Below are 24,412 nucleotides of genomic sequence, written 5' to 3'. Positions count from 1 at the left end.
GAGCTTGTCTCTGGAAAAGCAGCAGGCGGCTTACGCCGCCTGTGGTCAGTTTTTCTGTCGGCTCACCTTGAGCACGTTCGGCATCACCCGGATCTTGCGCATGATGTTGGCAAGGTGGATCCGGCTCTTGGTGGTGATGAGCAGGGTGACCAGATAGACCCGGCCATCCTTCTCCTCGGTGCTGATGGCGTGAATGTTGGCGCCGGTGGCGGCAATCACGTTGGCCAGCTCCGCCAAGGCGCCCTGGTGGTTGACGATCTCGATGCTGATGCCGGTGCGGAACTCCTGTTCCTGCTCCTTGTCCACTTCCCACTGTACCGGCAGGTACTTGTCCGGCTCCTTGCTGTAGCCCTTGATGTTGCGGCAGGCTTCCTGGTGGATCACCAGGCCCTTGCCCGGGCTGATGTGGGCGATGATGGCGTCCCCCGGGATCGGGCGGCAGCAGTTGGCGAAGGTGACCAGCATGCCGTCGGCCCCCTTGATCGGCATCTTCTTGCTGCTGGACTTGGGTTGCTCTTCCGGTGGCAGTTCATCCCCCAGCATGCGGCGCGCCACCATCACACTCATGGCGTTGCCAAGGCCCACGTCAGCCAGCAGGCCCTGCAGGTTTTCATGCTTGGTGTCGGCCAGCACCTGCTTGATGCGCGGTTCCGGGATGTCTTCGATGTTCTTGGCGCCGAGCGCATGGTTGAGCAGGCGGCGACCCAGCACCACCGACTCTTCGGTGCGCAGGTTCTTGAGGAACTGGCGGATCTTGGAGCGGGCCTTGGTGGTCACCACGAAGTTGAGCCAGGCCGCGTTGGGGCGAGCCCCCGGCGCCGTGATGATCTCCACCGTCTGGCCCGAGTGCAGCGGGCTGCTCAGCGGATAGGGGTGGCGATCGACCCGCGAGCCGACGCAGGCGTGGCCGATGTCGGTGTGTACCGTGTAGGCGAAGTCCACCGGGGTAGCCCCGGCGGGCAGCTCCATGATGCGGCCTTCGGGGGTGAACACATAGATCTCGTCGGGGAAGAGGTCGGTCTTGACCCCCTCGATGAATTCAAAGGAGCTGCCGGCACTTTGCTGCAGCTCGAGCAGGCTCTGCATCCAGCGCTGGGCGCGGATCTGGGCGGTGGTACCCGAGCTGTCGCCATCCTGCTTGTAGGCCCAGTGGGCGGCGACGCCCTTGTCGGCCATCTGATCCATGAATTCGGTGCGGATCTGCACCTCCACCGGCACCCCGTGCGGCCCCACCAGGGAGGTGTGCAGCGACTGGTAGCCGTTGGTCTTGGGAATGGCGATGTAATCCTTGAAGCGGCCGGGGCGGGGCTTGTAGAGACTGTGCATCTGGCCCAGCACCCGATAACAGGTATCTATGTCCTTCACCCTCACACGAAAGGCGTAGATATCCATTACCTCATGAAATTGCAGCTCTTTTTTCTCCATCTTGTTGTAGATGGAGAACAGGTTCTTCTCGCGGCCGCTAACCTGGGATTCAATGCCTGCCTCGCGCAGCCGGCCCTCAATCTCGCTCTGGATGGAGTCGATGATTTCGCGGCGATTGCCGCGGGCGCGGCGCACCGATTCGCGCAACACACGCGAGCGCATGGGGTAGAGCGCCTCGAAGCCCAGCTCTTCCAGCTCGTTCTTCATGGTGTGAATACCGAGGCGGTTGGCGATGGGGGCGAAGATTTCGAGGGTTTCCCGGGCGATGCGGCGGCGTTTGTCCGGTCGCAGGGAGCCCAGGGTGCGCATGTTGTGGGTGCGGTCGGCCAGCTTGATCAGGATGACCCGGATATCCTGGGTCATGGCCATCACCATCTTGCGGAAGTTCTCGGCCTGGGCCTCCTTGCGATCGCGAAACTTCAGCTTGTCGAGCTTGGAGACGCCCGCTACCAGCTCGGCGACGGCATCGCCAAACAGTTCGGCCAGATCGGCCTTGGTGACAGGGGTGTCTTCGATGACGTCGTGCAGCACGGCGGCCATCAGGGTTTCATGATCGAGGCGCATGTCGCCGAGAATGCGGGCAACGGCAACCGGGTGGGTGATATAGGGCTCGCCGCTGGAACGCATCTGTCCCTGGTGAGCATCACGGGCCACCACATAGGCTTGCCTGAGCTTCTCCACCTGCTCGGGTGGCAGGTAGGAACTGGCTATTTCTTTAAGATTTTCAAATAAATACAAGACAGTCCCCGCAGCGGTGAAACGGCAATCCGTGGATATAGAGGGTATAGTCCTGAGTTTGCGAGGTTTTCGAGCGGTTGTAAATGGGGGAGAACAGTCGGCACCCGGGCGGGCGCCGACTATAAGAAATAACTGACTTAACCGCGGCCTTCGGCGATGGCAGCAACGGCAGCCAGCTCGGCGGCTTCCTGCTCTTGCTGCTCGTAACGGTCCTGGGTGTCCATCACCTGGTTGTTCACCAGACCCAGTTCGATCTCGCGCAGGGCGATTACGGTCGGCTTGTCGTTCTCTTCATCAACCAGGGGATCTTTGCCTTGAACCGCGATTTGGCGGGCGCGGCGGGCGGCGACCAGCACCAGGTCAAAACGGTTACCTACCTGTTTTACAGCATCTTCTACAGTAACGCGTGCCATGCAGGACTCCAGTGTTTGGGCTTTCTCGGTTTAAAAAAGCGGTGTTTAAAAATGACGCAAAAGTTTACTTGTTTTTGGCCTATTCTGCCAGTAGCTGTTGCAGCAAGTTTTGTTGGGCCTGCTGCTGCTGGCGCAATTCCAGCCGTTGGCACTCGATGACAGCCCTCAGCTGGAACAGTGCCTGCTCAAAGTCTTCGTTGATGATGACATAGTCATACTCGTCATAGTGCACCATTTCGGCAATGGCTTTCTCCATCCGGCCCTTGATCACCTCGGCACTGTCCTGGCCGCGGCCGATCAGGCGGCGCTCCAGCTCTTCGCGGCTGGGCGGCAGGATGAAGATGGACTTGGTCGGCATCTGCTCGCGGATCTGGCGGGCGCCCTGCCAGTCGATGTCGAGGAACACGTCGATCCCCTGCGCCAGGCAGGCTTCGATGGCCGCGCGGGAGGTGCCGTAGTAGTTGCCGAACACCTCGGCCCACTCCAGAAAGTCGCCGCGCTCGATCAACTCCTTGAACTCTTCCACCTGCACGAAGTGGTAGTGCACCCCGTTCTCTTCCCCAGGGCGCATGGCGCGGGTGGTGTGGGAAACCGACAGCTGCATCTTGCCTGCGCTGTTGTGCTGGGTCAGCAAGGCGTTGAGCAGGCTGGATTTACCCGCTCCGCTCGGGGAGGAGATGATATAGAGAGTGCCTTGTTGCGCCATGTCTGTACCTTTAAGCGAGACCGTGTTTTGGTTGTAGCAGAGGCCGCCGTCTTGTGCCCGAAAGGGAGACAGCCAAATCCGAAACGCGGAAAATTCTTGGATTAAGAGGGATGTAAAGGCGGCGAATTTTAACAGAAGGTGGCGGATAAAAAAACGGCCGGAATCATATTCCAGCCGATCAAAGTATTCGTAGCTTGCTGCGGGAGCGTCACCCACATCAGCCGCCATTCTGCCTGCCGCCGTGCGGGGGGGCCAGCAGATTATCCCTGCTTCACTGCTCGGAAATTCCGAGTTGCTGCCCGGCGGGCAACTGGCGATCGGCGCAGAGCCGGTCGAAGGCGGCGATGACCCGCTCGCGGGTTATCTTGCTCATGGCGTCCGGATCCTTGAGGCGGGTGCGCCAGCCGAGTTCGGCCAGCGGTTTACCGGTCTCCTGCTCGACCAGCTCCTGATAGACGCTGACCGCGTAGTCACGGCACAGATAGGGGCCGGTCCGATCCGGGTTGTGGTGGGCATAGAGACCGAGCACCGGGGTGCCCACCAGGGTGGCCATGTGGGTGGGGCCGGTATCGGGGGCCAGCACCAGGCTGGCCTCCTTGATCAGCGCCAGCAACTGCTTGAGGTTGGTCTGCCCCACCAGATCCACCGGCTTGCTGTGGCTCAGCCGCGCAATGTCGGCGGCCAGTTCCCGCTCCAGTTTGGCCGGCCCGCCACACAGATAGACCTGAAAACCCTTGTCTGCGGCGTGATCCGCCAGCGCGGCATAGCCGGCGGCAGTCCAGTTCTTGAATGCCTTGCTGGCGGCGGCGCAGATGAGCAGGGTCGGCTTGCCGTCAATCTTCTCTTTCGCCCAGGCCTGGTGCTCGGCGCTGATGGGTAGTTGCCAGTCCGGGGTCAGATCCTGGATGCCGAGCTCTTTGGCGAAGGCGAGAAAGCCGTCCAGCACGTGGGGTGAGGCGGGAGATGGCACCTTGTGGTTGGTGAACAGCCACTGGCCGTCGCTGGCCCGTTCCCGATCAAACCCGAGCTTGACCTTGGCCCGGATGCCGAGGGTGGCGATGCTGGCTCGCATGGCCGCCTGCAGGTGCAGCAGGGCATCGAATTGGCGCCCCTTGAGGGTCTGCCAAAGCTCGCGATAGCCGTGCCAGCCCTTGCTCTTGTCGAAGGCGATGACTTCGACCCCGGGCAGATCGGCAAAAAGCGTCGCTTCAATCTTGCCGGTGATCCAGGTGATGCGGGTCGTCGGCCAGGCCCGCTGGATGACGCGCACCAGCGCCAGCGCGTGGCAGCAGTCGCCGATGGCGGAGAGCCGCAGGATGCAGATGGAGGAGGGCGGCGTTTGGAACAGCGGCATGATGTGGCGCAATGGTGGCAAAATGGATGGATGGCATTATGCAAACTCCCCCGTGGATTGTAAAATTGCGCACGACCGGCAGCCGGTGCCCCTGACAGGACCTGTGTTGCCGTTGCCTGCCCTTGCCTTGTGTAGCCATGACTGACCGACCGGAATCGCCAAAAATGCAAATTCAGACCGAACACAACCAGATCTGCTGGTACGCCGAAGGGGCGTTTCGCGACCCTTCTCCCGAGCTGTTTGATCCGGCCTGGTGGCAGACACATCGCCAGGTGGTGGGGTCTTCCATCGGCCGCGGAGTGACCTGGTTCGTCAAGGATGAATCCCGCCATCTGGTGCTGCGTCACTACTATCGCGGTGGCATGGTGGGCAAGGTGGTGCGGGATCGCTTCTGGTTCGAAGGGGTCGAGTCGAGCCGGGCCATGGCCGAATACACGCTGCTGGCCAAGTTGAGCGCCCAGGGGTTGCCGGTGCCGCGCCCGTTTGCCGCCCGGATGGCCAAGCAGGGCCCCTTCTATCGGGCCGACATCCTGATCGAGCGCATTCGCGGCGCCAAGGATCTGGTGGCCCTGCTCAAGCAGGGGCCGATCGCCGGCGAAGTGTGGCACAAGGTGGGCCAGACGGTGCGCCGGTTGCACGACGCCGGGGTCTATCACGCCGATCTCAACAGCCACAACCTGTTGCTCGACAAGGAGGGCAAGGTGTGGGTGATCGACTTCGACAAGGGGGCCATCCGCTCCCCCGGCAACTGGCAGCAGGCCAACCTGGAACGGCTACTGCGCTCCTTCAACAAGGAGTCCCAGTTGCATACCAGTTTTCACTTCGTACCGGAGAACTGGCAGGCCCTGATGAACGGCTATCAAGGAAAAGCGAGCTGACCCTGTTGCTCGGCGCGAGAGCCAATGTTACTTATTGAGAAGGTCTTCAGATTCGGTGTCGAGGCGCTCGATGGACATGCTCAAGGCTCCCCTCAGGGAGGCAATTACCCGATTTGATCTGGCGCTGATGGCGGATGCCATCGCCTTGCTGGAGGCAGGGCTCTGGAGCTGGAGCCCGCAGCAGGGCGTGCAGCGGGATCTCTCCTGTCTGCGGCTGCTGGGATTGAACGAAGCCGGTCTGGACGATCTTGGCTGGCTGGAGCGGGTGCACCCCGACGACGTGGGGAGCCTGCAGGAGGCGCTGACCGCCTGCCAGAGCGGGCGAGTGGCCCAGATCCGGCTCGAATACCGCATCCTGCATCACGACGGCCACTATGTCCGGCTGGAAGAGCGAGCCAGGCGCGATGTTCACGGCCAGGTGCTGGGGGTGGTGCGTCTGCTCGACTCACAGACACTGTTGGTGGAAGAGCGGCACGGCACCGATCCCCTCACCGGGCTGGAGAGCCGCAGCCACTTTGAGCTGTTGCTCGATGAGCGGCTGGCCAGCGAGAGCGGCAGCTTCAGCCTGCTGCAATTCAGCGTCGACCACAGGGCCAAGATCCAGCAGCTGTTCGGCGAGGTGGCCTGCGATGCCATGCTGGCCAAGCTGGCCCGCATCGTGCGTCACGAGCTGCGGCGGGAAGACCCCTTCGCCCGCTGGGACGAAGACGGCTTCATCCTGATGCTCTCCCAGACCGATCGGCTGAGCGGCCTCGAGATTGCCGAGCGGCTGCGGCTCGAGATCGCCGATGCCAGCCTGCTGCCGCAGCGACCGGTGACCGTCAGCATCGGCCTGGTGCAGAGCCAGGCCGGCGAGCAGATCGATCATCTGCTCGCCCGGCTGGCTACCTGCCACGGTCAGGCCAGACGGGAGCACAACACCGTCGTTGGCTGATTTTTAGTCAGCGCTCACTTACCCCATGACGCTGGCATACCCAGAGGGAGGCCAGCATCAGCAGGCCGCCCAGGGTGAGCCTGAGCAGGTCGGTATCCTTGCCCCACAGCAGCAGATTGACCAGCAGACCCGCCGGGATCAGGGCGTTGTTCATGATGGCCAGCACACCGCTGCTGACCTGGGTCGCCCCCTTGTTCCACAGGAAGTAACCGAGCCCGGAAGCGCCTATCCCCAGCCACAACAGAATGCCCCACTGCAGGGTACTGGTGGGGTATTGCGGCGTGCCCAGCAGCCACCAGGCGGGCAGGGCCACAACCAGGGCGCCCAGATAGAAGCAACCGAACACGGCGAGCTGGGGGGGCTGTTCCTTCTCCCGTGCCAGCAATACCTTGTAGCCGACCTGGCCGATGGCGAAGCAAATGTTGGCACCCTGCACCACCAGGAAGCCCAGCACGTAGCTTTCGGTCAGCCCGTCGAAGCGGATGACGGCCGCCCCCAGCACCGCCAGCAGGGCTCCCCACAGATAGGTGGGCTTGAAGCGCCGCTCCAGCAGGTCATGGATCAGGGTGACGTAGATGGGGGTGAAGATGGTGAACACCAGCACTTCCGGCACCGTCAGCAGCAGGAAGGAGTGGTAATAGAACAGATACATGATGCCGAGCTGGGTAGCGCCGAGGGCCATCAGCTTGGCCACCAGGTCGGGGCGCAACCAGCGGCGTCTGAGAAAGGGCAGAAACACCAGGCTGGCGAGCACGATGCGGGTCAGTACCGAGAAGTAGGCATCCACCTGACCGGCGAGGTAGACCCCGATCAGGCTGAAGGAGAATGACCAGAGCAGGGTAACCCCTATCAAGTAGTTCATGTGGTTGATTTGTCGTCAGTTGTCAATTTTGAAGGGGGCTATGATGGCCGAGATGGAAGCCTTGATCCAGCGTTTATGGCGCCAGTTGCCACAGATCGGAGCATTTGCCTTTACCGCGAGCAACGGGGCAGGCTCCGCCACCGACTGGTGCGGCAGCGGCGAGGGGGAGGTGACGGTGACCGATCATCAGGGGGGTTGGCTGTTTGCCGAGCAGGGCCGCTACACCACGCCCCATGGCCGGGTGCTGACCATGCACAACCGTTTCTGGTGGCAGCGTGGCGAGCGGGGGATCCGGCTCTCACATCTGCGCTACGAGCAGCCGGTGGTGCTGTTCGAGCTGCTCCCTCAGGCGGATGGTCGCTGGCTCACCGCCGAGCCCCACCTGTGCGGCCAGGATCACTACAGCGCCGAGCTGACGCCGACCGGGGACGGCTTTCTGCTCGGCTGGCAGATCACCGGCCCGCGCAAGAACGAGCGGCTCGGTTATCGCTATCGGGTGTGACGGGCGGCAGGCATAAAAAAACCGGCGCAGAGCGCCGGTAGAAGGGACAAATCGGAGGTTTTTTGAAAAACGGTCCCAAAAACAGGAGAGATACACTCTCGTCACACATTCAGAGACGGATGTCAGGCACTCAGCGCATAGCTCAGCATGGCTTGCAGCTTGCTGTCGAAGAACCAGGGCAGCAGCACCATCAATAGCCCGAGCAGACCCATCAGCCGCTGGCGATACTGCCAGCCGGCGATCACTACCAGGCCGCCGCAGAGCGTGGTCAGGATGCCTGACATAGGGCAGCCTCCCGCTGGACGCGGCGCTGCTGAGCCCACTGGTTGAGGGCGACCGAGCCCAGGATCAGGGCCAGTGCCACGCCGGTGGTGGACTGGATCTGTTCGCCGAGGAACAGGGCACCCAGCATGACGCCGAACAGCGGCACCAGGTAGTTGCTGAAGGAGGCGAAGGTCGGGCCCGCCTTCTGGATCAGCGCCATGTAGAGGAAGTAGACCAGACCGGTACAGAACACCCCGAGCACCGCGACGGCGCCGATGGCATGCTGGCTCGGCATGGTGAGCGCGCTCAGATCGGTGACGAACGGCGCGGCCAGCAGCAGCTGGATGGCCGAAGAGATCAGGATGTTGCGGGCCACGACCACCGGGTGGTCCTTGGCGAAGCGCTTGATCATCAGCAGGCCGATGGCGAAGCAGCTGGCACCGAACAGGATGGCCATGGCGCCGAGCAGGCCGGCATTCATGCCGCTGGCCAGTTTCGGCCAGAACAGCACCAGCACGCCGACGAAGCCGATGACCACGGAGACGAGACCGCCCTTGGTGATTTTTTCACCGGAAACCAACAAGGGTGCCATCAGGATGGTGACAAACGGGATACAACCCATTACCACGGCGGCGATGGCGCTATCCACATACTGTTGACCCCAGGCCACCATGATGAAGGGCAGGGTGGCATCGAGCAGGGCGATCAGCATATAGGTACGCCACGGGGTGTGTTCGCTCTTGAGACGCATGAACAGGCAGAGCAGACCTAGGGTCAGGCTGCCACACAAGGCGCGACCCGCTGCCACCATGATGGGGGGCAATTCGGTCACGGCCTGATGCATGAAAATGAACTGGGAGCCCCACAACAGGCCAATCGCCAGCAACAACAGATAGCTACGCATTTTAATCTCCGATGTAATTCGCCTGCGCATTCTATGCAATCTGCTACTATGCCAAAAATGAATTGTCGTCATTCAACCATGGCCAATATCGATGGAACTGCCCCTTTCCCGCCTCGACCTCAACCTGCTCACCGTGTTCGACATGCTGATGCAGGAGCGCAACGTCACCCGTGCCGCCGAGCGGCTGCACCTCTCCCAGTCCACCGTCAGCCATGCGCTGGGGCGGCTGCGAACGGCGCTGGATGACCCCCTGTTCGTGATGAGCCGGCGCGAGATGATGCCGACCGAGCGCGCCAAGGCGCTGGCCGGCCCGGTGCGTCAGGCGCTGGCCATGCTGGAGCAGGGGTTGCGGCAGGCCAAGGGGTTCGACCCCGCCAGTGCGCGGCGGATCTTTCGTATCGCCACTCCGGGCTCGGTGGAACACGGTCTGGTGCCGGCGCTGGTGGAGCGGCTGCACCGGCATGCCCCGCACTGCCGGCTGGAGGTGTGCGAGCTGGCGGACAGCGACTACGAGCGGGAGCTGGAGAAGGGGGAGCTGGATCTGGTGATCGGCTTCGCCGATGCCAACCACCTCTCGCCCCGGCTGTGGCGCGAGCCCTGGTTCAACAACCCGCTGGTCTGTCTGTCGCCCCTTGGCAGCGAACTGCCGGACGTGCTGGGGCCGGACGATCTGGTCAGCCGGCCCCACATCCACACCTCCAGCTGGGGCCACAGTCAGGCCATGGTGGATCTCTGGCTGGCCCGCTTCGGGGTGGAGCGTGAACTGGGTGTCCGATTACCTAGCTTTATGGCGGTGCCGCCGCTGATGGCCACCGGTCGCTATCTGGTGGTGGTGCCCGAGATGATCGGGCGCCACTTCTGCCGCTACTACCCGCTGCGGCTGCACCAGCTGGACCCCGACATCCCCATCGTCTATCTGATGGCGGGCCACCCGCTCACCGCCCATGACGAGGCGATCGGCTGGTTCAAGGGGTTGTTGCACCGGCTGGCGTTCGAGCGCTACGGCGCGGATGCGCTCGGCAGCCCGGCGCAGCGCGGGGCGGATCAGTTCAATCCGGCGAAGTAGTCGAGCCCCATCGCCCCCTTCACCTCGGCCAGCACCTCGTCGGTCAGGGCGCGCGCCTGCTCGGTGCCCTGCTGCAACAGGCGCAGCAGCTGGCGCTTGTCGGCGATGGCCGCCTCGCGCCGTTCCCGCATCGGGGCGAGCAGGGTCTGCAGGCAGTCGTTCAGCACCTGCTTGCAGCGCATGTCCCCCAGCCCGCCGCGCTGGTAGTGGGCCTTCATCTCGGCCACCAGTGCCTTGTCGGGGTGGAAGGCATCGAGATAGGCGAACACAGTGTTGCCCTCCACCTGACCCGGATCGCTCACCTTGAGGTGGTTGGGGTCGGTGTACATGGCGAACACCGTCTGCTTGATCGCCTCCGCCGACATGCCGAGCTCTATGGTGTTGCCGAGGGACTTGGACATCTTGGCCTTGCCGTCGATGCCGGGCAGGCGGCCGGTGTCGCTCAGGATGGGCTGGCACTCGGTCAGCACCTCTTTGCCAACCAGGGTGTTGAAGCGGCGCACTATCTCGTTGGTCTGCTCCAGCATCGGCAGCTGATCTTCACCCACCGGCACATGGGTGGCACGAAAGGCGGAGATGTCAGCGGCCTGGCTGACCGGGTAGATCAGGAAGCCGGCCGGCAGGCTGCGCTCGAACCCTTTTTGCTGGATCTCTGCCTTAACGGTGGGGTTGCGCTCCAGCCGGGCGACGCTGACCAGGTTGAGGTAATAGGTCGTCAGCTCGGCGAGGGCGGGCAGGGCGCTCTGCAGGCAAAAGGTGGTCTTGGCCGGGTCGAGGCCGGCGGCCAGGTAGTCGGCCATCACCTCCAGCACGTGGTCGGTCACCTTGGCCGGGTTGTGGCCGTTGTCGGTCAGCGCCTGCAGATCGGCGATCATCACGAACTGGCGGTAATGGTGCTGGGCTTCGACGCGCTGGCGCAGCGAGCCGACATAGTGGCCGATGTGCAGTTTGCCGGTGGGACGGTCGCCGGTCAGGATAACGGGGTTGTGCATGTCACTCTCTCCAGTTGGGTGAGCCGGGAGGCGACAAAGGGATGAAAACAATGACCGCCTCTCGGCGGTCACGGTGTTTTCTTTGGGAAATTTTACATAGAAAAGCAGTGCCGCCTGTTTAAGAGCAGCACCAGTAGTAGTTGTGATTGAATGAGGTCATATTCATGGCAAATGAAACTACGCCTGTTTGATCACTTCTGCAAGGGGACGACCAGCAGATCACAGGGCACGGTATTCATCAGCTGGCGCGCGCTCGAAGTGAGCAGGCTCCAGAAGCTCTGGCGATGGCCGCACACCAGCAGATCGATCTGGTAATCCCTGACCGCCTGGTTGACCCGCTCGCTCAAATCACCGCAGATCACCAGCTTCTTCTCGATGGGGTAGTCCACCGAGGCCAGGAAGGCTTCCAGCTTCTCTTTCGCTTCGGCGATCACCTGATCCTGCACGTTGTCGATGTCGATATCGATCATCTCGGTGTAGAGATCCTTGAGGTCCACATCGACATGGATCACCGACAGCTTGGCGCCGTTGGAGCGGGCCCGGTCGACCGCCTTCTCGATCACCTTGCGGTTGTCTTCCGACAGGTCGATCGCGGCCAGTATGTGTTTGTAATAGGTTCCATTCATGGGAGTTCTCCTCACTGATCCTGAGTCCACTATACCAATGTCTGCTGAAACTAAAATGGTGTCCCCGGCACAGTTTTGGGATTTAAATGAGTTTCTTATGGAGCTTCTCGCCGACGACAACCAATAAACTGGCTATAAATCGAACAGGAGTTTGAAGCCGATCACACCCGCCGGCTTGCCCGTGGCCGGTGACAGGCATAGGATGTGCCCGTGCTTCGCAATGAACACAAAACAACAAAAAGCATCTGAATACCGCTTTGGGGAGCCTCGCGCTCCCTTTTGTTTTTCTGCCGCCTTCTCGCCGATATTCCGCCCGACATCAAGGTAATCCCGTCTCGCTTGGTTATGCTGTAGCCAGTTCCATTGGCAGACCGTCGCCGGCCATTGAACACCGGATCCCGGTTGGATACGGGTCGGTCTGCACTGTCATTTTGCGTATCGTATTGATTCCTTGGAGACTCCTTGATGATCATTCACCCACAGATCCAGGGCTGCGTCGCCCGCAACTGTCATCCCATCGGCTGCCGTGCCGCCGTGCTGCAGCAGATCGAGCGGATCCGGGCGGCGGGCCCGTTCGACGGGCCGAAACGGGTGCTGGTGCTGGGCGCCTCGTCCGGCTTCGGGCTGGCGTCGCGCATCGCCCTGACCTTCGGGGCCGGGGCAGACACCGTCGGTGTGTCGTTCGAACGGGGCCCCTCCGACAAGGGACCGGGCAGCGCCGGCTGGTACAACAACATCTGGTTTCGCAAGGGGGCGGAGCAGGCCGGCCGCATCGCCATCAATCTGATCGGGGATGCCTTCTCCACCGGGATGCGTCAGCAGGCCATCGACACCATCCGCCAGCAGCTGGGGCAGGTGGATCTGGTGATCTACTCGCTGGCGAGCGGCATCCGGGTGTTGCCTGACGGCACGCAGGTGCGCTCCGTGCTCAAGACCACCGGCCAGCCATTCAGCGGCTGGGGGCTGGATCTGGAACAGGACACCCTGGTGCAGCAGTCGCTGGATCCGGCCACCCCGGAGGAGATCCGCGATACCGTCAGCGTGATGGGGGGCGAGGACTGGCAGTTCTGGTTGCAGGCGCTGCAGCAGGCGGATTGCCTCGCGCCCGGCGCGCAGACCGTGGCCTACTCCTATATCGGCCCCGAATCGACCTACCCCCTCTATCGGGACGGTACCATCGGTTATGCCAAGGAGCATCTGCACGCCACCGCCGAGACCATCAACCTGCAGCTGGCGGAGCTTGGCGGCCATGCCTGGGTGTCGGTCTGCAAGGCGCTGGTGACCAAGGCGAGCGCCTATATTCCGGTGCTGCCGGTTTATCTGGGCCTGCTGATGGGGGTGATGAAGGAGCGCGGCGTGCACGAAGGCTGCATCGAGCAGATGCAGCGGCTGTTTGCCACCAAGATGTACGGCCCGCAAGGGGTGGTGGCCGACGGCAACCGGCTGATCCGGATGGATGACCACGAACTGGACCCGGCCATTCAGGCCGCCGTCTCGGCGCTCTGGTCCAAGGTGACGCCGGACAACTTCCACGCGCTGGGGGACTTTGCCGGGTTGCGCCAGGATTTCATGCAGCTCAACGGCTTCGAGCTGCCGGGCGTCGACTACGGCGCGCCGGTGGATCTGGCCTCGCTCAGCGAATTGCTGCCCTGAGCCTGGGGGCCGAGGGTCAGGCCACGCTGCTGGCCAGCGCCTCCGGCTGTTCCGGGTTGCTCGGCTCTGCGGCCAGAATGGTCTGGTTGCGGCCCTGGCGCTTGGCCTGATACATGGCCATGTCGGCCCGATGGATGAGCTGGCCCAACCCGTCATCGGCGGCCGAGCGGCCGGCTACCCCGATGCTGATGGTCATGCGGGGTTTGTCGATCTGGCCGATGCGCTGGCGTAGCTGCTCTGCCAGATACCAGCAATCCGCCGCCGGCAGCGGCACCGCTACCAGAAACTCCTCGCCGCCCCAGCGCCCGACCAGTTGCAGGTCGGGCGCCCAGGATCTCAGCTCCCGCGCCAGCCGCTGAATGGCCCTGTCTCCCGCCTGATGGCCGTGACGGTCGTTGATCTGCTTGAAGTGATCGATGTCGATGATCAGCAGGGTGAGCGGGCCCTCTTGCTGCCACTGGGTGGCCAGCCGTTCCAGCAGGGCGCGGCGATTGGGCAGCTCGGTCAGCTGATCGAAGGTGGCCAGCTTGTAGAGGTGGCGCGAGCTGCGGTGCAGCCGGTGGGTGGTGACGCCCAGCAGTAGCAGGGCACTGGCCAGCAGACCGACCAGCGCCAGCTGGTAGTGGCGGGCACTCTGCTGATGCAGCAGCTGCTGGCGCTTGTTCTCGTTCTCCTGTTGCAGCACCCGGTTGCTGGCCTCGCTGCGGGCCAGATCCATCTCGGCCTGGAAGGCGGCGGCATGCTGGCTCAGGGTCTGGTTGAAGTGCTGCTTGTAGTCGTTCACGTATTCATTGAGCGCCTGGTAGGCCTCGGGATAGCGCCCCTGATCCGCCAGCAGGCTGGCCTGCAAGGCCTTGCTGCCGGCACCGGCAGGCCCCTGGCTGGTCAGCAGTTGCAGCGCCAGCTGCTTCTCGCCGCTGCCCTGCAGTGCCCTGGCCCGGGTCTCCAGCAGACGCACCCCGGCTTCCGGGTAGCCCAGTTGCTGATAGAGCGCCTGCGCCTCGTCCAGGGCGCGCAGGGCGCCGGCCCAGTCGCGCTCGGCATTGAGCGCCATGGCCTGATAGCCGAGGATGATGGCACGGTAGTCCGGCGCCAGCGCCGGGTTGGCCAGCAGATTGTCCAGCAGCCGTCTGGCCTGGGCGGGGCGATCGGTATCGATATAGAGCCGTGCCATGTTGGCCCGGATGATGGTCTGGCTGTTGGGCTCGTCCAGCTGCACCATGCGCTGCAGCGCCTCCAGGTAATAGCTTTCGGCCTCCCGCGCCAGATTGAGGTCGGCATAGAGGTTGCCGAGAGTCATCAGCAGGCGGGCGCACTGCAGGCTGGCGATGGTGGAGTTCGGTATCGTCTGCTTGAGGCGAAAGGCGGTCTTGAGCTCGGCGATCGCCGAACTGAGCTGCTGGGTGCGATAGAGCGCGAGCCCGTTCAGGGCGTGCCACTCGGAGGTCTGCTGCGGATGGCCGGCGACGGCGGGTTTGAGCTGCTCCAGCAGGGTGAGCGCCTGATCCGGCGCTTCGGTATCCAGGGTGAGGGCAATCTGCTGCAAGCGGAAGTCGAGCAGGCGCAGGGTCTCCTGCTGGGCACTGGCCAGCCCGCGGGCACGGGCGTTGTCGAGCAGGGCTTGCGGATAGCGCCCCAGCGCGGCCTGGGCCAGGGCTCTGGCGTAAAACTGCTCCATGTCCTGCTGCGGGTTGGCGTCAAGGCGTTGCAGATAGCCGACGGGATCGCGCGCCGCCTGTAGTTCAGCCTCTTTCAGCAAGGAGGGAGTGGCCTGCAGCTGGGTCATCCAGAGCAGCGCCAGTGCCATTATGAATCTCATTGAATCCTTTCCCCGACCACTGGCGCCATCATAATGGCTGAATTCACCTACACCATGTTTCTTTGCTTCTCTATAACCGTATGGGGGATAGGATGAGGCGAAAAGCTGTCACAACTGAGAGCTCGGGCAGCGGTATCTGGTTGCTTCATAACGAAACTGTGGCGACAATCGTGACCAAATCACAGTGGAGAATCATCATGTTGGCCAAAGCCATGATCGAGAAGTTGAACGAGCAGATTAATCTTGAATTCTATTCCTCCAACCTCTACCTGCAGATGAGCGCCTGGTGCGAGGACAAGGGCTTCGAGGGGGCGGCCAACTTCCTGCGCCAGCACGCCGTCGAGGAGCGTCAGCACATGGAGCGCCTGTTCACCTATGTGAGCGAGACCGGTGCCATGCCGCTGCTGGGTGCCATCGATGCCCCTCCCCACGAGTTCAAGTCGCTGGGTGACATCTTCCGCACCACCCTCGAGCACGAATACCACATCACCAAGTGCATCAACGGCCTGGCCCACGTGGCGTTCACCACCCAGGACTACTCCACCTTCAACTTCCTGCAGTGGTACGTGGCCGAGCAGCATGAAGAGGAGAAGCTGTTCAAGAGCATCGTCGACCGCCTGTCGCTGGTGGGTGAAGACGGCAAGGGTCTCTACTTCATCGACAAGGAGCTGGCCGAGCTGGCCAAGGGCGCCCCTGCCAGCATCATGGATGGCAATGCCTGATAGTCGTGGACACTTAGTGTTCAGCCAGTACAATGACGGCCCCTCTTAACGAGGGGCCGTTTTCTATTGCGGCAGCCATGAAACCGCAGTGCTGGTTGCTGCCGGATACAATGACGGTCTTCGTATAAAAGGGCCGTTTTTCTTTTGATGAGTGAGTGATGATGAAGCAGTTTGATGTGGTGGTGATCGGCGCCGGGGCGGCCGGATTGATGTGTGCGGCCCAGGCCGGTTATCGGGGCCGCTCCGTGCTGGTGCTCGACAACGCCAAGAAGCCGGGCCGCAAGATCCTCATCAGCGGCGGCGGCCGCTGCAACTTCACCAACCATCAGGCCGGCCCCCACGCCTTTCTCTCGGCCAACCCCCACTTCTGCAAGTCGGCGCTGGCGCGCTACACCCAGCAGGATTTCATCGATCTGGTGGACCGGCACGGCCTGAGCTATCACGAGAAGACCCTGGGCCAGCTGTTCTGTGACGAGAGCGCCAAGGAGATCGTCGACATCCTGCTGACCGAGTGCGACTGGGCCGGCGTGGCCCTGCAGTTCCAGACCGAGATCCTCACCGTCAGCAAGAGTGACGAGGGTTTCGTGCTGACCACCAGTCAGGGTGAGGTCAGCTGCCACTCGCTGGTGGTGGCCACCGGCGGCCTCTCCATGCCGAAACTCGGCGCCACCCCGTACGGTTTCAAGCTGGCGGAACAGTTCGGCCTCACCGTGCTGCCGACCCGCGCCGGGCTGGTGCCCTTCACCCTGCATCAGGCCGAGAAAGAGGCCTTCGCCGACCTGGCCGGGGTCAGCCTGCCAGTAGCGGTGACCGCCGAGGATGGCACCTGTTTCAAGGAGGCCATGCTGTTCACCCATCGCGGCCTCTCCGGCCCGGCCATCCTGCAGATATCTTCCTTCTGGCTGGCGGGGGAGAAGATCCACATCAACCTGCTGCCGGAGCTCGACATTGCCGCCACCCTCAGGGAGTGGGCCCAGGCCCATCCGGCGCAGGAGCTGAAAACCGTGCTGGGGCGCGAGCTGCCCAAGCGCTTCGTCGACAAGCTGGTGGAGCTGGGCCAGCTGGTCAGCAAGCCGATGCGCCAGTACAACGAGCGGGAGCTGGAGGCAGTGGCCACTCTGCTGGGGGATTGGCAGATCCTGCCCAACGGCACCGAGGGTTATCGCACCGCCGAAGTGACCCTGGGGGGGGTGGATACCAACGAGCTCTCCTCCAAGACCATGGAGGCGCGCAAGGTGGCCGGTCTCTACTTCATCGGCGAAGTGGTGGACGTGACCGGCTGGCTCGGTGGCTACAACTTCCAGTGGGCCTGGTCCTCCGGTTGGGTTGCCGGCCAGTACTGCTGATAGAGGCTGCTTCTATATCGTCGATGAGCGCGATAGCGGCCTTTGGGGGACAACTTCCAGTGGGTCTGTAGTCCCGGCGGCTGGGGTGGCTGGCCAGTACTGCTGACCTATCCTTGCCCTCATCCACTTCAGACGCGGCCACTCAGGCCGCGTTTTTTATGGGTGGTATCCCTCGCGGGGTGGCCCGCTATCCCTTTCTAAGGGTTGGCAAGAACGCAGTCAGCAAGCCGATGAGCGGCAGGTAGGCGCAGACCTGGTACACGGTTTCGATGCTGGTGGCATCGGCCAGCTGGCCCAGCAGGGCCGCCCCTATACCCCCCATGCCGAAGGCGAAGCCGAAGAACAGGCCTGAGATGGTGCCGACCTTGCCGGGGACCAGCTCCTGGGCGTAGACCAGGATGGCGGAGAAGGCCGAGGCTAGGATCAGGCCGATGATGACCGAGAGCACCGAGGTCCAGAGCAGGTCGACATGGGGCAGCAGCAGGGTGAAGGGGGCGACGCCGAGGATGGAGATCCAGATCACCCGCTTGCGGCCGATGCGGTCACCGATCGGCCCGCCGAGCACGGTACCCGCCGCGACGGCAAACAGGAAGGCGAACAGATAGAGCTGGGCGCTGTCCAGCGACAGGCTGAACTTGTCCATCAGGTAGAAGGTGTAATAGCTGCTCAGGCTGGCCATGTAGAAGAATTTGGAGAACATCAGCAGGCCGAGGATGGCCAGCGACCAGCCGATCTGGCGACGGCTCAGACCGTGACCGAGGTGCGCCTTCATCCGTTTATGGAAGTTGGCGGCGTGGTGGCTGGACCAGCGTCCGACCAGGCTGAGCACGATGACGCCGACCAGGGCGAACAGCGAGAACCAGGCCGCGCTGCCCTGGCCTTGCGGCACTATGATCAGCGCGGCGAGCAGCGGGCCTATGGCCGACCCCAGGTTACCGCCAATCTGGAACAGCGATTGGGCCAGTCCAGGCTGACTGCCGGCCGCCATGCGGGCGACCCGGGAAGATTCCGGGTGGAACACCGACGAGCCGATGCCGATCAGCATGGCCGACAGCAGCACGGCGCCAAAGCTGGCCGCCTGCGACAACGACAGCAAGCCGATCATCGTAAAGCCCATGCCGAACGGCAATGAATAGGGCATGGGCCGGCGGTCGGTGTAGAGGCCGATCAGCGGCTGCAACAAGGAACCCGTGAACTGGTAGGTGAGGGTGATGAGGCCGATCTGGGCGAACGACAGGTTGAGGCCGAGCTTGAGCAGCGGATAGATAGCCAGCAGCACCGATTGCATCATGTCGTTCAACAGGTGCGAGAAGCTGATGGCGGCGATCACCGGATAGGTGGTGCGATTCAAGGCATCGTGCGCGGTAGCGGCGGCGAGTGGCTGATCGGTACTGAGGCTCTTTTCCATGAGGGCGGGTTCTGTGAGTCTGGGTATGGCTTAACATGCCTGATCCCGACGCGTCTGGACACCACAAAGTGGGGCAAGAAGAGGGCTGTGAGAGAATGGGGCGAATGATCACGGCTCGGCACTTGTGCTCGGCGGGCGGCGGATTAGTATAGAAACCTCGTCGTCGCATACCCGCCATGGAGGGAGCATGTTCGAAAGCCTGGGAGTCATCAACGTCTGGACCTGTTTGAGCGGGCTGTTTTCCAGGTCCAGAGGGGCGCGCCATGTTTGAGAGCCTGGGAGTCATCAATGTCTGGACCTGCCTGAGCGGGTTGTTTTCCAACTCCAGAGGGGGGCGCCATGTTTGAGAGTCTGGGTGTCATCAATGTCTGGACTTATCTGGTCGGGCTCTTCTTCATCATCATAGCGCCGGGGCCCAACTCGATTTATGTGCTGCGCACCGGGGCGAGCCGCGGCGTCGGTCCGGGCTACCAGGCGGCCCTCGGGGTCTTCGTCGGCGACGCCATCCTGATCTTCTGCGCCTATCTGGGCATCGCCTCCCTCATTCGCACCACCCCGCTGCTGTTTACCCTGGTGCGCTACCTGGGGGCCCTCTATCTGCTCTATCTCGGGGTGAAGATCCTGCACGCCAACTTCATCGCCAGGCGGGAAGGGCAGTCGTCCGTGGTCGAGCACGGCGAGCGCTACTTCTCCAAGGCGCTTACCTTAAGCCTCACCAACCCCAAGGCGATCCTGTTCTACGTCTCCTTCTTCGTGCAGTTTGTCGACTTCAACTATGCCCACACCTGGGTCTCCTACCTGGTGCTGGCGAGCATGCTGGAGGCCATGAGCTTCGTCTATCTGACCCTGTTGATCTTCGGCGGCACCCTGATGGCCCGCTTCTTTGCGCGCAAGGTACGTCTCGCCAGACTCGGCAACGGCCTCATCGGCCTGTTTTTCATGGGCTTCGCCGCCCGGCTGGCCACGTTGTCGTCTTGAGGGTCAGGGCTCTGCCCAATCCCGGTCGCCCGCTCGCGAGCGGCTAGTCAGGCCAGCACTCCTTGCCGACCCGGATGAACCGGGATTGGTAGACGATCAGCTTCTGGTTGCCTGCCTGGCTGATCTTGGGATTGCGATAGGTCTCGCTGGGCAGCAGGTATTTGCTGTCGGCCTCGCTGTCCGCCTGCAGACATCCCCGTTTCACCATGAATTCGAAGTAGGTGTTGCCGGTATTGGTGATACTGCTCCTTGCCGGGTCCAGCTGGTATTGAAAACGCACCTGGCGCGGGCGCACCACCAGGGTCGATTGCAGCGCCAGTTTCATCTCCAACGCACCACGGCGCCTGGCCTGGCCACTTTCATCAAGCTGGGCCGCCGGTGACTCGGTGAAAGTGATGCGATAGTAACGCTCCTGACCATCCGCCGGCCCCTTGTAGTAGAGCTTGACGTTCTGCATGCGCTTGGCGTGCAGGGTGAAGCGCTTGGGGGCGAACAGCAGCTCGCCAGGCACCGTCGGAACGCTTGTTCCCGTGGCCGTGGGATTGCTGATTTTTTCCATCTGCACTTCGTAGACCTTGGGCGAGCCACTGTTGTTGGTGACGGTCCGGGCGATGAACTCTTCGTTCGGTGCCATGGCAATCGTCATGGCGCCGATGTCGATGGCCATGGTCTGTGAGCTCAGCGTGCCGGCCAGCAAGAGCCATAGAATGCGATGCATGTCGTTCTTCATGGTCAGCGCCAGGTTCCTTTGATGGTAATGGTACCGCTTTGCTGTACTTCCCCTTCCCACAGGTCGTTGCCAATGGTGCGTTGCACCATGGGATCGGTCAGATCGAATTCCAGTGCCAGCTTGTAGAATCGGGTAATGCCTTTGCCGTTGACGGGATCGCTCCACTCTTGTGGTGGTTGGTTGTCTTTTATGCCCAAGGCACGGATATCTACCGAGTGTCCGCCACATTCAATGGCATGCTGGGAAGCGGCACCATGAGTCCCTGAATCAAACACCAGCCTGGTCGGGATTGGCACGGCCTGCTCGGATGATACCTTCCCGGCCGGGTAAAAAGTGCAATGTCCTTGATAAGGAGCTCCTTGGTCTTGCGAAATAGATATTTCGAGGAGATCGGCACTAACAGGGCCACTATCAGAAATATTGTAGGGAAAATTCAGAATATCTTTTCCAACGCTGCCTTCCCTGTAAGGTGTGGTTATACCATCGGATGACAGAATCGATACGCTGAAGTCCCGTGGCTTGATATGTATCTCGGTTGTGCCACTGAACTCATAGTATCCACTCTCAGGTGCATACCCATTTTTCATATTGAAGTTGATCAGGCTACGAGTAAGTTGTTCTTGCAGACCCAATCTCACCACTTGTTTGAAGAAATTGCTTGATAGAAACAGATACACAGAGGATTGCCCCCTGAGGTAGCTGATATTATGGCGATAACCCTTGTATGCCCAATTCTTGAGATCCGCACTCATTTGCAAGTCAGTGACGCCAATGGCGCTATTCAATGAGCTATTTCTGACATTGGTATACATATACGGTTCGATATAATTTTGGCTGCCATCGTCATTGAAGTTGTAATCAAGGAACCGACATAAAATGCCGTCTTGATTGCCTAGACGATAGTTTTCACAGCCTTGAGAACCAGGCAAGACATAAGGTACGCCATTGCTGTCAACAATGACTTCGCTAATCGCGTTGGTTTGTACGAAGCGCAGATGACCAGCCTTCTTGTGCTGCATGTTTCTGACGTACCAGTAGCCACTGTTCTGATTGATACAGCGCTCTCCAGCCGCCGCGTCGTATTTGAGCGTGGTCATGCACAAGTTCATTTCTCTGTTCAGAATGGCTCCAACTGGCATGGTGCGCAGATAGTCAAAAAAACTCGCGCTGAGCTTGCCGTGCCCCCATCCCGCGGATGCGCCAATGAGACCGAAAAAGCCAAGGTCATCTACCACGGCGGGTTTGTTGACCGCTTCTGCCGTGTCGGGATCACAGCGGGTATATGTCATGATGCAGCGCTGATTGACATAAGGACGACGGATCGGGCCGTTTTCCCACATGTCGACGTTCCAATTGTTAATATCGGTGTTGTATCCATTATCAACATACGCCAGGCTCACTTGCCCATTCCCTTTAAGGGAGGTCCAGGCATTTGCACCGGTCAAACGTGGATCTAATCCGTCGGTAGGTGCCACAAACAGGTTGTTGTCTTCCTGGTTTTCAATAAACAGAAAGTTTCGTAGCGGAGCATTTGGCCAGACAGTTTTGGATACTGCGGCACTGGCCTGCGAGGCCCAGCTGGTGGCAATTACCATCGCCAACAGCCATTTATATGCGGGATTCATCATCAGTACTCTCTCACCATGGCATAGGTGGGCAGCCCCTGGCAGGTAATAATGCCTACCCAGGCGGCGCCGCTGTGTTGTTCAAGATCGAGCTCGGCTTCACAGAAGTCATTCCCCTGGTGGAAAGTCAGCATGGGATTGGCTTTATCCACATCCAGCGAGAATTCACCCTCCTCGTTGGTCACCGTGGTGCCGATATGGTTGTCGATGCGGGCATTGGCCAGCAAGGAGCCGTCTTCCGCCCTGAGTATGCCGAAGACAGTCACCATCTCCTTGATGGTGCTGCTCGCATCCAGGGTGGCCACGTTGCCGGGAAACAGGGTGTAGCGCTGCTTGCCGGTATTGATGTCGTAGCTGTCCTTGCCCCGCTTGCTGTTGAGCAGTTCGATCTCGTATTCCCCGTAAGGGGGGAGGGCGAGGAAGGTCTGCTCGCCATGCAGGGGGTAATCCTGTCCGTTGACCTTGGCGAGCATCTGTCCTTCGCGATCGATCCCGGTATTGATGATCAAGCCGGACCCCGAGGAGTTGCGGCTAGAGGCGACCAGAGCGTCCTCCGTCGTGACCAGGGCTCCGCGCGCAATCAGGTTGCCATTCATGTCGCCACCATGGCCGCGGCCCAGCGTCATGGTGCCGCCGATGACCCTGTTCTCGAACCCCAGTGTGCCGGAGAGCGCCATATTGTGTTCATCACTGCCGTGCATCATGCGCGAGGCATTGAACGAGGCCAGATTGATGACGCCGTCCATGCGTTTCTGGTAGTTGAGGTTGGCCGTGGTCTGGCCCTGCTCGTTGCTGCTCATGCCAAAGCTGAACAGGTTGTCGAACGGGATCGAGTAATCCAGCGTGATGCTCTTGTTGTTGAATCCGTTGAGCGTACCGCTGTCGCTCTGCAGGCTGGCGCGCAGCGACAGGTTGCCGTATTTGCCGGCATAAAGGTGCTGGTAGTAATCGGCATAACTGCGATCGCTGTTCATCTGGCGGTCGTGCAGGGTGTTGAAGGTGAGCTGGCCGAGGCCGCTGACCCAGCCACCCAGATTGAGCGTGATGCCGGCGGAGTAGAGTTCGGCGCTGCTCACCGTCAGGGCGCTGCCGGTCTCGAGTTTCTCCTGGCTGAGCCACAGGGAGGCATTGTCATGGGCCTGCAGGGCAAGGCTGGATGCGAATCGCCACGATTGGTCGGAGGCCAGCATGGTTTGCAACTGGGCACTGACACGATCGGTTGCCTGCCAGTTTGCACGGGCTTCGCCTACCGCAGCATCCTTGAAGGCATAGGTTGTGGTGGCCAGTTCCAGGGTATCCAGCGAACGTGCCAGCGATACTCCCAGCAGCGGTGAATCACCGTTGTTCTGGGCGCCTTCCATCAGGCCTCCCCACCATTGCCATCCCCACTCCTGAGTAAAGCCCAGACTGCCGCCCAGCTTGGTGACGCGCTGGGTCGTGGTGCTGGTCAGCCGCCCATCGACATAGACTTCGACCGTGACGTTGTAGACGCCACTGGGGAACGCCGAGGTGTCGATATTCTGGTTGCCGATGGTCAGGTTCTGCAGACTGATCAGGCGATCCTCACGGTACACCCTGACCTCGCCATTGGCAGGCATGAAGACTTGTACCGGGGTGGTGGATGTGTCGGCTTTCTGTTTACGTGACTGGGCCTGGTTGCCATACGATGCCCCATAAATGCGGCCAGTACTCAGACCGGTCACCACCCCCAGCGTCTGCAGATCCCAGGTCGAGACCATGCCGGCCGCGATGCGGCGATCGTCAAGATCCCGCTCGTACATGGCACGATAGATGTCACCGCTCTGTTCTGGCTCCCCAAGGTTGTAGAGGGAAGCGTCCAGTGCCATGTGATGGGCGCCCATCCCGACGGTACTGTCCAGTTGCAGGAAGTTGGAGTCGCTGTGACCGTTTTGCGGATTGCTGTTGAAGGAGTAGCCCAGATTGTAGCGATGCACCCCGGTCAGAGTGTCAACGGTCGGGGTCAAGGTCACCCGGTTGTCCGGCTGCCTGACCTGGCCGAATGCATCGCGTGAAACCCGGATCGTCAGCAGCATGGCCACCAGGTCAAGCTGCATGCTGGCGTTGGCATCTATCTGCAAGCTGCCCTCGGCAGAAAACGTGCGCTTCTCTTCGCTGGCGAGCATGGCGGTCAGCTGGTCGTTGAGCAGACCTTGCTGCTGGCCAGCACCAAAATCGATGTGCAGCAGATACAGCTTGCCGTCCTGCAGCAGCAGGGTGGCATTGCCGATCGGGTTATCGGTCAGGGTGTCGAGCCGGTTTTTTTCATCCGTGTACTGCAGACGAACGGGAACAGCCAGCCCTTCTGCCAGAGCCTGGGCAAAACTGGCCGGAATGATGACGTTGGCGATCTTGAGTGGCGCCGCGCTGTTGGCCGAGGCGGAGACCACCATCAGCAATGAGAGCGACAACAAGCAGGTTTTCTTCAACATATCACGCACCATGGTTT

General features: G+C 61.4%; 22 protein-coding genes. 8 read left to right on the top strand and 14 right to left on the bottom strand.

Annotated elements, in window-relative coordinates; all coding sequences use genetic code 11:
- Positions 1–45: 45 nt before the first annotated feature.
- From spoT to OKC44_RS19880, 4 genes are all read right to left on the bottom strand, one after another.
- Positions 46–2,163, bottom strand: coding sequence for a bifunctional GTP diphosphokinase/guanosine-3',5'-bis pyrophosphate 3'-pyrophosphohydrolase (spoT, locus tag OKC44_RS19895; protein ID WP_011704079.1), 2,118 nt, complete (start codon positions 2,161–2,163; stop codon positions 46–48).
- Between the two features lie 137 nt (positions 2,164–2,300).
- Positions 2,301–2,576 (bottom strand): DNA-directed RNA polymerase subunit omega, encoded by a 276-nt coding sequence (gene rpoZ / locus OKC44_RS19890; protein WP_005307060.1) that lies wholly within the window; start codon positions 2,574–2,576, stop codon positions 2,301–2,303.
- 79 nt (positions 2,577–2,655) lie between these two features.
- Positions 2,656–3,282, bottom strand: a complete 627-nt coding sequence (gmk, locus tag OKC44_RS19885) for a guanylate kinase (RefSeq protein ID WP_270814734.1) — start codon at positions 3,280–3,282, stop codon at positions 2,656–2,658.
- 271 nt (positions 3,283–3,553) lie between these two features.
- Positions 3,554–4,636 carry a glycosyltransferase family 9 protein gene (locus tag OKC44_RS19880; protein ID WP_270814732.1) on the bottom strand — a complete coding sequence of 361 codons (1,083 nt, stop codon included), beginning with the start codon at positions 4,634–4,636 and terminating at the stop codon, positions 3,554–3,556.
- A 164-nt stretch (positions 4,637–4,800) separates the two neighbouring features.
- Between OKC44_RS19880 and OKC44_RS19875 the strand changes: the two genes are divergently transcribed.
- On the top strand, positions 4,801–5,514 hold the full coding sequence (locus tag OKC44_RS19875; protein WP_011704082.1) for a 3-deoxy-D-manno-octulosonic acid kinase: 714 nt from the start codon (positions 4,801–4,803) through the stop codon (positions 5,512–5,514).
- Between the two features lie 70 nt (positions 5,515–5,584).
- Positions 5,585–6,448, top strand: coding sequence for a GGDEF domain-containing protein (locus OKC44_RS19870; protein ID WP_039214097.1), 864 nt, complete (start codon positions 5,585–5,587; stop codon positions 6,446–6,448).
- A gap of 7 nt (positions 6,449–6,455) precedes the next feature.
- On the opposite strand, the gene OKC44_RS19865 is transcribed toward OKC44_RS19870, so the two are convergent.
- Complete coding sequence (locus tag OKC44_RS19865; RefSeq protein WP_073352238.1) at positions 6,456–7,310, bottom strand: carboxylate/amino acid/amine transporter; 855 nt, start codon at positions 7,308–7,310, stop codon at positions 6,456–6,458.
- Positions 7,311–7,353: 43 nt separating this feature from the next.
- On the opposite strand from OKC44_RS19865, the gene OKC44_RS19860 reads away from it, so the two are divergent.
- The gene (locus OKC44_RS19860; RefSeq protein WP_270814730.1) at positions 7,354–7,812 is read left to right on the top strand and encodes a DUF6314 family protein; all 459 of its coding nucleotides are present in this window, start codon (positions 7,354–7,356) and stop codon (positions 7,810–7,812) included.
- Between the two features lie 122 nt (positions 7,813–7,934).
- On the opposite strand, the gene OKC44_RS19855 is transcribed toward OKC44_RS19860, so the two are convergent.
- Together OKC44_RS19855 and OKC44_RS19850 are read right to left on the bottom strand one after the other, a co-directional pair.
- Positions 7,935–8,096 (bottom strand): hypothetical protein, encoded by a 162-nt coding sequence (locus OKC44_RS19855; RefSeq protein WP_016348904.1) that lies wholly within the window; start codon positions 8,094–8,096, stop codon positions 7,935–7,937.
- Complete coding sequence (locus OKC44_RS19850) at positions 8,081–8,980, bottom strand: DMT family transporter (RefSeq protein ID WP_016348905.1); 900 nt, start codon at positions 8,978–8,980, stop codon at positions 8,081–8,083. Before OKC44_RS19850 ends, OKC44_RS19855 begins: the two co-directional genes overlap by 16 nt.
- A gap of 91 nt (positions 8,981–9,071) precedes the next feature.
- Here OKC44_RS19850 and OKC44_RS19845 point away from each other — a divergent pair, with 91 nt between their 5' ends.
- The gene (locus OKC44_RS19845; protein ID WP_011704088.1) at positions 9,072–10,046 is read left to right on the top strand and encodes a LysR family transcriptional regulator; all 975 of its coding nucleotides are present in this window, start codon (positions 9,072–9,074) and stop codon (positions 10,044–10,046) included.
- On the opposite strand, the gene trpS is transcribed toward OKC44_RS19845, so the two are convergent.
- Positions 10,025–11,038 carry a tryptophan--tRNA ligase gene (gene trpS / locus OKC44_RS19840; RefSeq protein WP_270814727.1) on the bottom strand — a complete coding sequence of 338 codons (1,014 nt, stop codon included), beginning with the start codon at positions 11,036–11,038 and terminating at the stop codon, positions 10,025–10,027. The genes OKC44_RS19845 and trpS overlap by 22 nt on opposite strands.
- 191 nt (positions 11,039–11,229) lie before the next feature.
- On the bottom strand, positions 11,230–11,664 hold the full coding sequence (locus OKC44_RS19835; protein ID WP_010635648.1) for a universal stress protein: 435 nt from the start codon (positions 11,662–11,664) through the stop codon (positions 11,230–11,232).
- Positions 11,665–12,129: 465 nt separating this feature from the next.
- Between OKC44_RS19835 and fabV the strand changes: the two genes are divergently transcribed.
- Positions 12,130–13,317, top strand: a complete 1,188-nt coding sequence (fabV, locus tag OKC44_RS19830; protein WP_270814726.1) for an enoyl-ACP reductase FabV — start codon at positions 12,130–12,132, stop codon at positions 13,315–13,317.
- Positions 13,318–13,333: 16 nt separating this feature from the next.
- Here fabV and OKC44_RS19825 read toward each other — a convergent pair whose 3' ends face one another.
- Positions 13,334–15,124, bottom strand: coding sequence for a GGDEF domain-containing protein (locus OKC44_RS19825; RefSeq protein WP_270814781.1), 1,791 nt, complete (start codon positions 15,122–15,124; stop codon positions 13,334–13,336).
- Positions 15,125–15,333: 209 nt separating this feature from the next.
- Here OKC44_RS19825 and ftnA point away from each other — a divergent pair, with 209 nt between their 5' ends.
- Positions 15,334–15,858, top strand: a complete 525-nt coding sequence (gene ftnA, locus OKC44_RS19820) for a non-heme ferritin (protein WP_016348910.1) — start codon at positions 15,334–15,336, stop codon at positions 15,856–15,858.
- 161 nt (positions 15,859–16,019) lie between these two features.
- A complete protein-coding gene (locus OKC44_RS19815; protein WP_270814779.1) occupies positions 16,020–17,204 on the top strand; it encodes an NAD(P)/FAD-dependent oxidoreductase in 1,185 nt (394 codons plus the stop codon).
- A 187-nt stretch (positions 17,205–17,391) separates the two neighbouring features.
- Here OKC44_RS19815 and OKC44_RS19810 read toward each other — a convergent pair whose 3' ends face one another.
- On the bottom strand, positions 17,392–18,612 hold the full coding sequence (locus OKC44_RS19810) for an MFS transporter (protein WP_270814724.1): 1,221 nt from the start codon (positions 18,610–18,612) through the stop codon (positions 17,392–17,394).
- A gap of 339 nt (positions 18,613–18,951) precedes the next feature.
- Here OKC44_RS19810 and leuE point away from each other — a divergent pair, with 339 nt between their 5' ends.
- The gene (gene leuE, locus OKC44_RS19805; RefSeq protein WP_270814722.1) at positions 18,952–19,590 is read left to right on the top strand and encodes a leucine efflux protein LeuE; all 639 of its coding nucleotides are present in this window, start codon (positions 18,952–18,954) and stop codon (positions 19,588–19,590) included.
- Positions 19,591–19,633: 43 nt separating this feature from the next.
- On the opposite strand, the gene OKC44_RS19800 is transcribed toward leuE, so the two are convergent.
- The 3 genes from OKC44_RS19800 to OKC44_RS19790 are packed head-to-tail and all read right to left on the bottom strand — an operon-like array spanning position 19,634 to position 24,395.
- The gene (locus OKC44_RS19800; RefSeq protein ID WP_270814720.1) at positions 19,634–20,308 is read right to left on the bottom strand and encodes a fimbria/pilus periplasmic chaperone; all 675 of its coding nucleotides are present in this window, start codon (positions 20,306–20,308) and stop codon (positions 19,634–19,636) included.
- Between the two features lie 14 nt (positions 20,309–20,322).
- Positions 20,323–21,948, bottom strand: a complete 1,626-nt coding sequence (locus OKC44_RS19795; RefSeq protein ID WP_270814718.1) for a hypothetical protein — start codon at positions 21,946–21,948, stop codon at positions 20,323–20,325.
- Entirely contained in the window at positions 21,948–24,395 is a 2,448-nt protein-coding gene (locus OKC44_RS19790; RefSeq protein WP_270814716.1) for a fimbrial biogenesis outer membrane usher protein, read from the bottom strand. Before OKC44_RS19790 ends, OKC44_RS19795 begins: the two co-directional genes overlap by 1 nt.
- Positions 24,396–24,412: the final 17 nt, after the last annotated feature.

The organism is Aeromonas sp. S41-2 (genome assembly GCF_027705845.1).
GTDB lineage: Bacteria > Pseudomonadota > Gammaproteobacteria > Enterobacterales > Aeromonadaceae > Aeromonas > Aeromonas hydrophila.
This window is presented reverse-complemented; position numbering and strand designations above follow the sequence as displayed.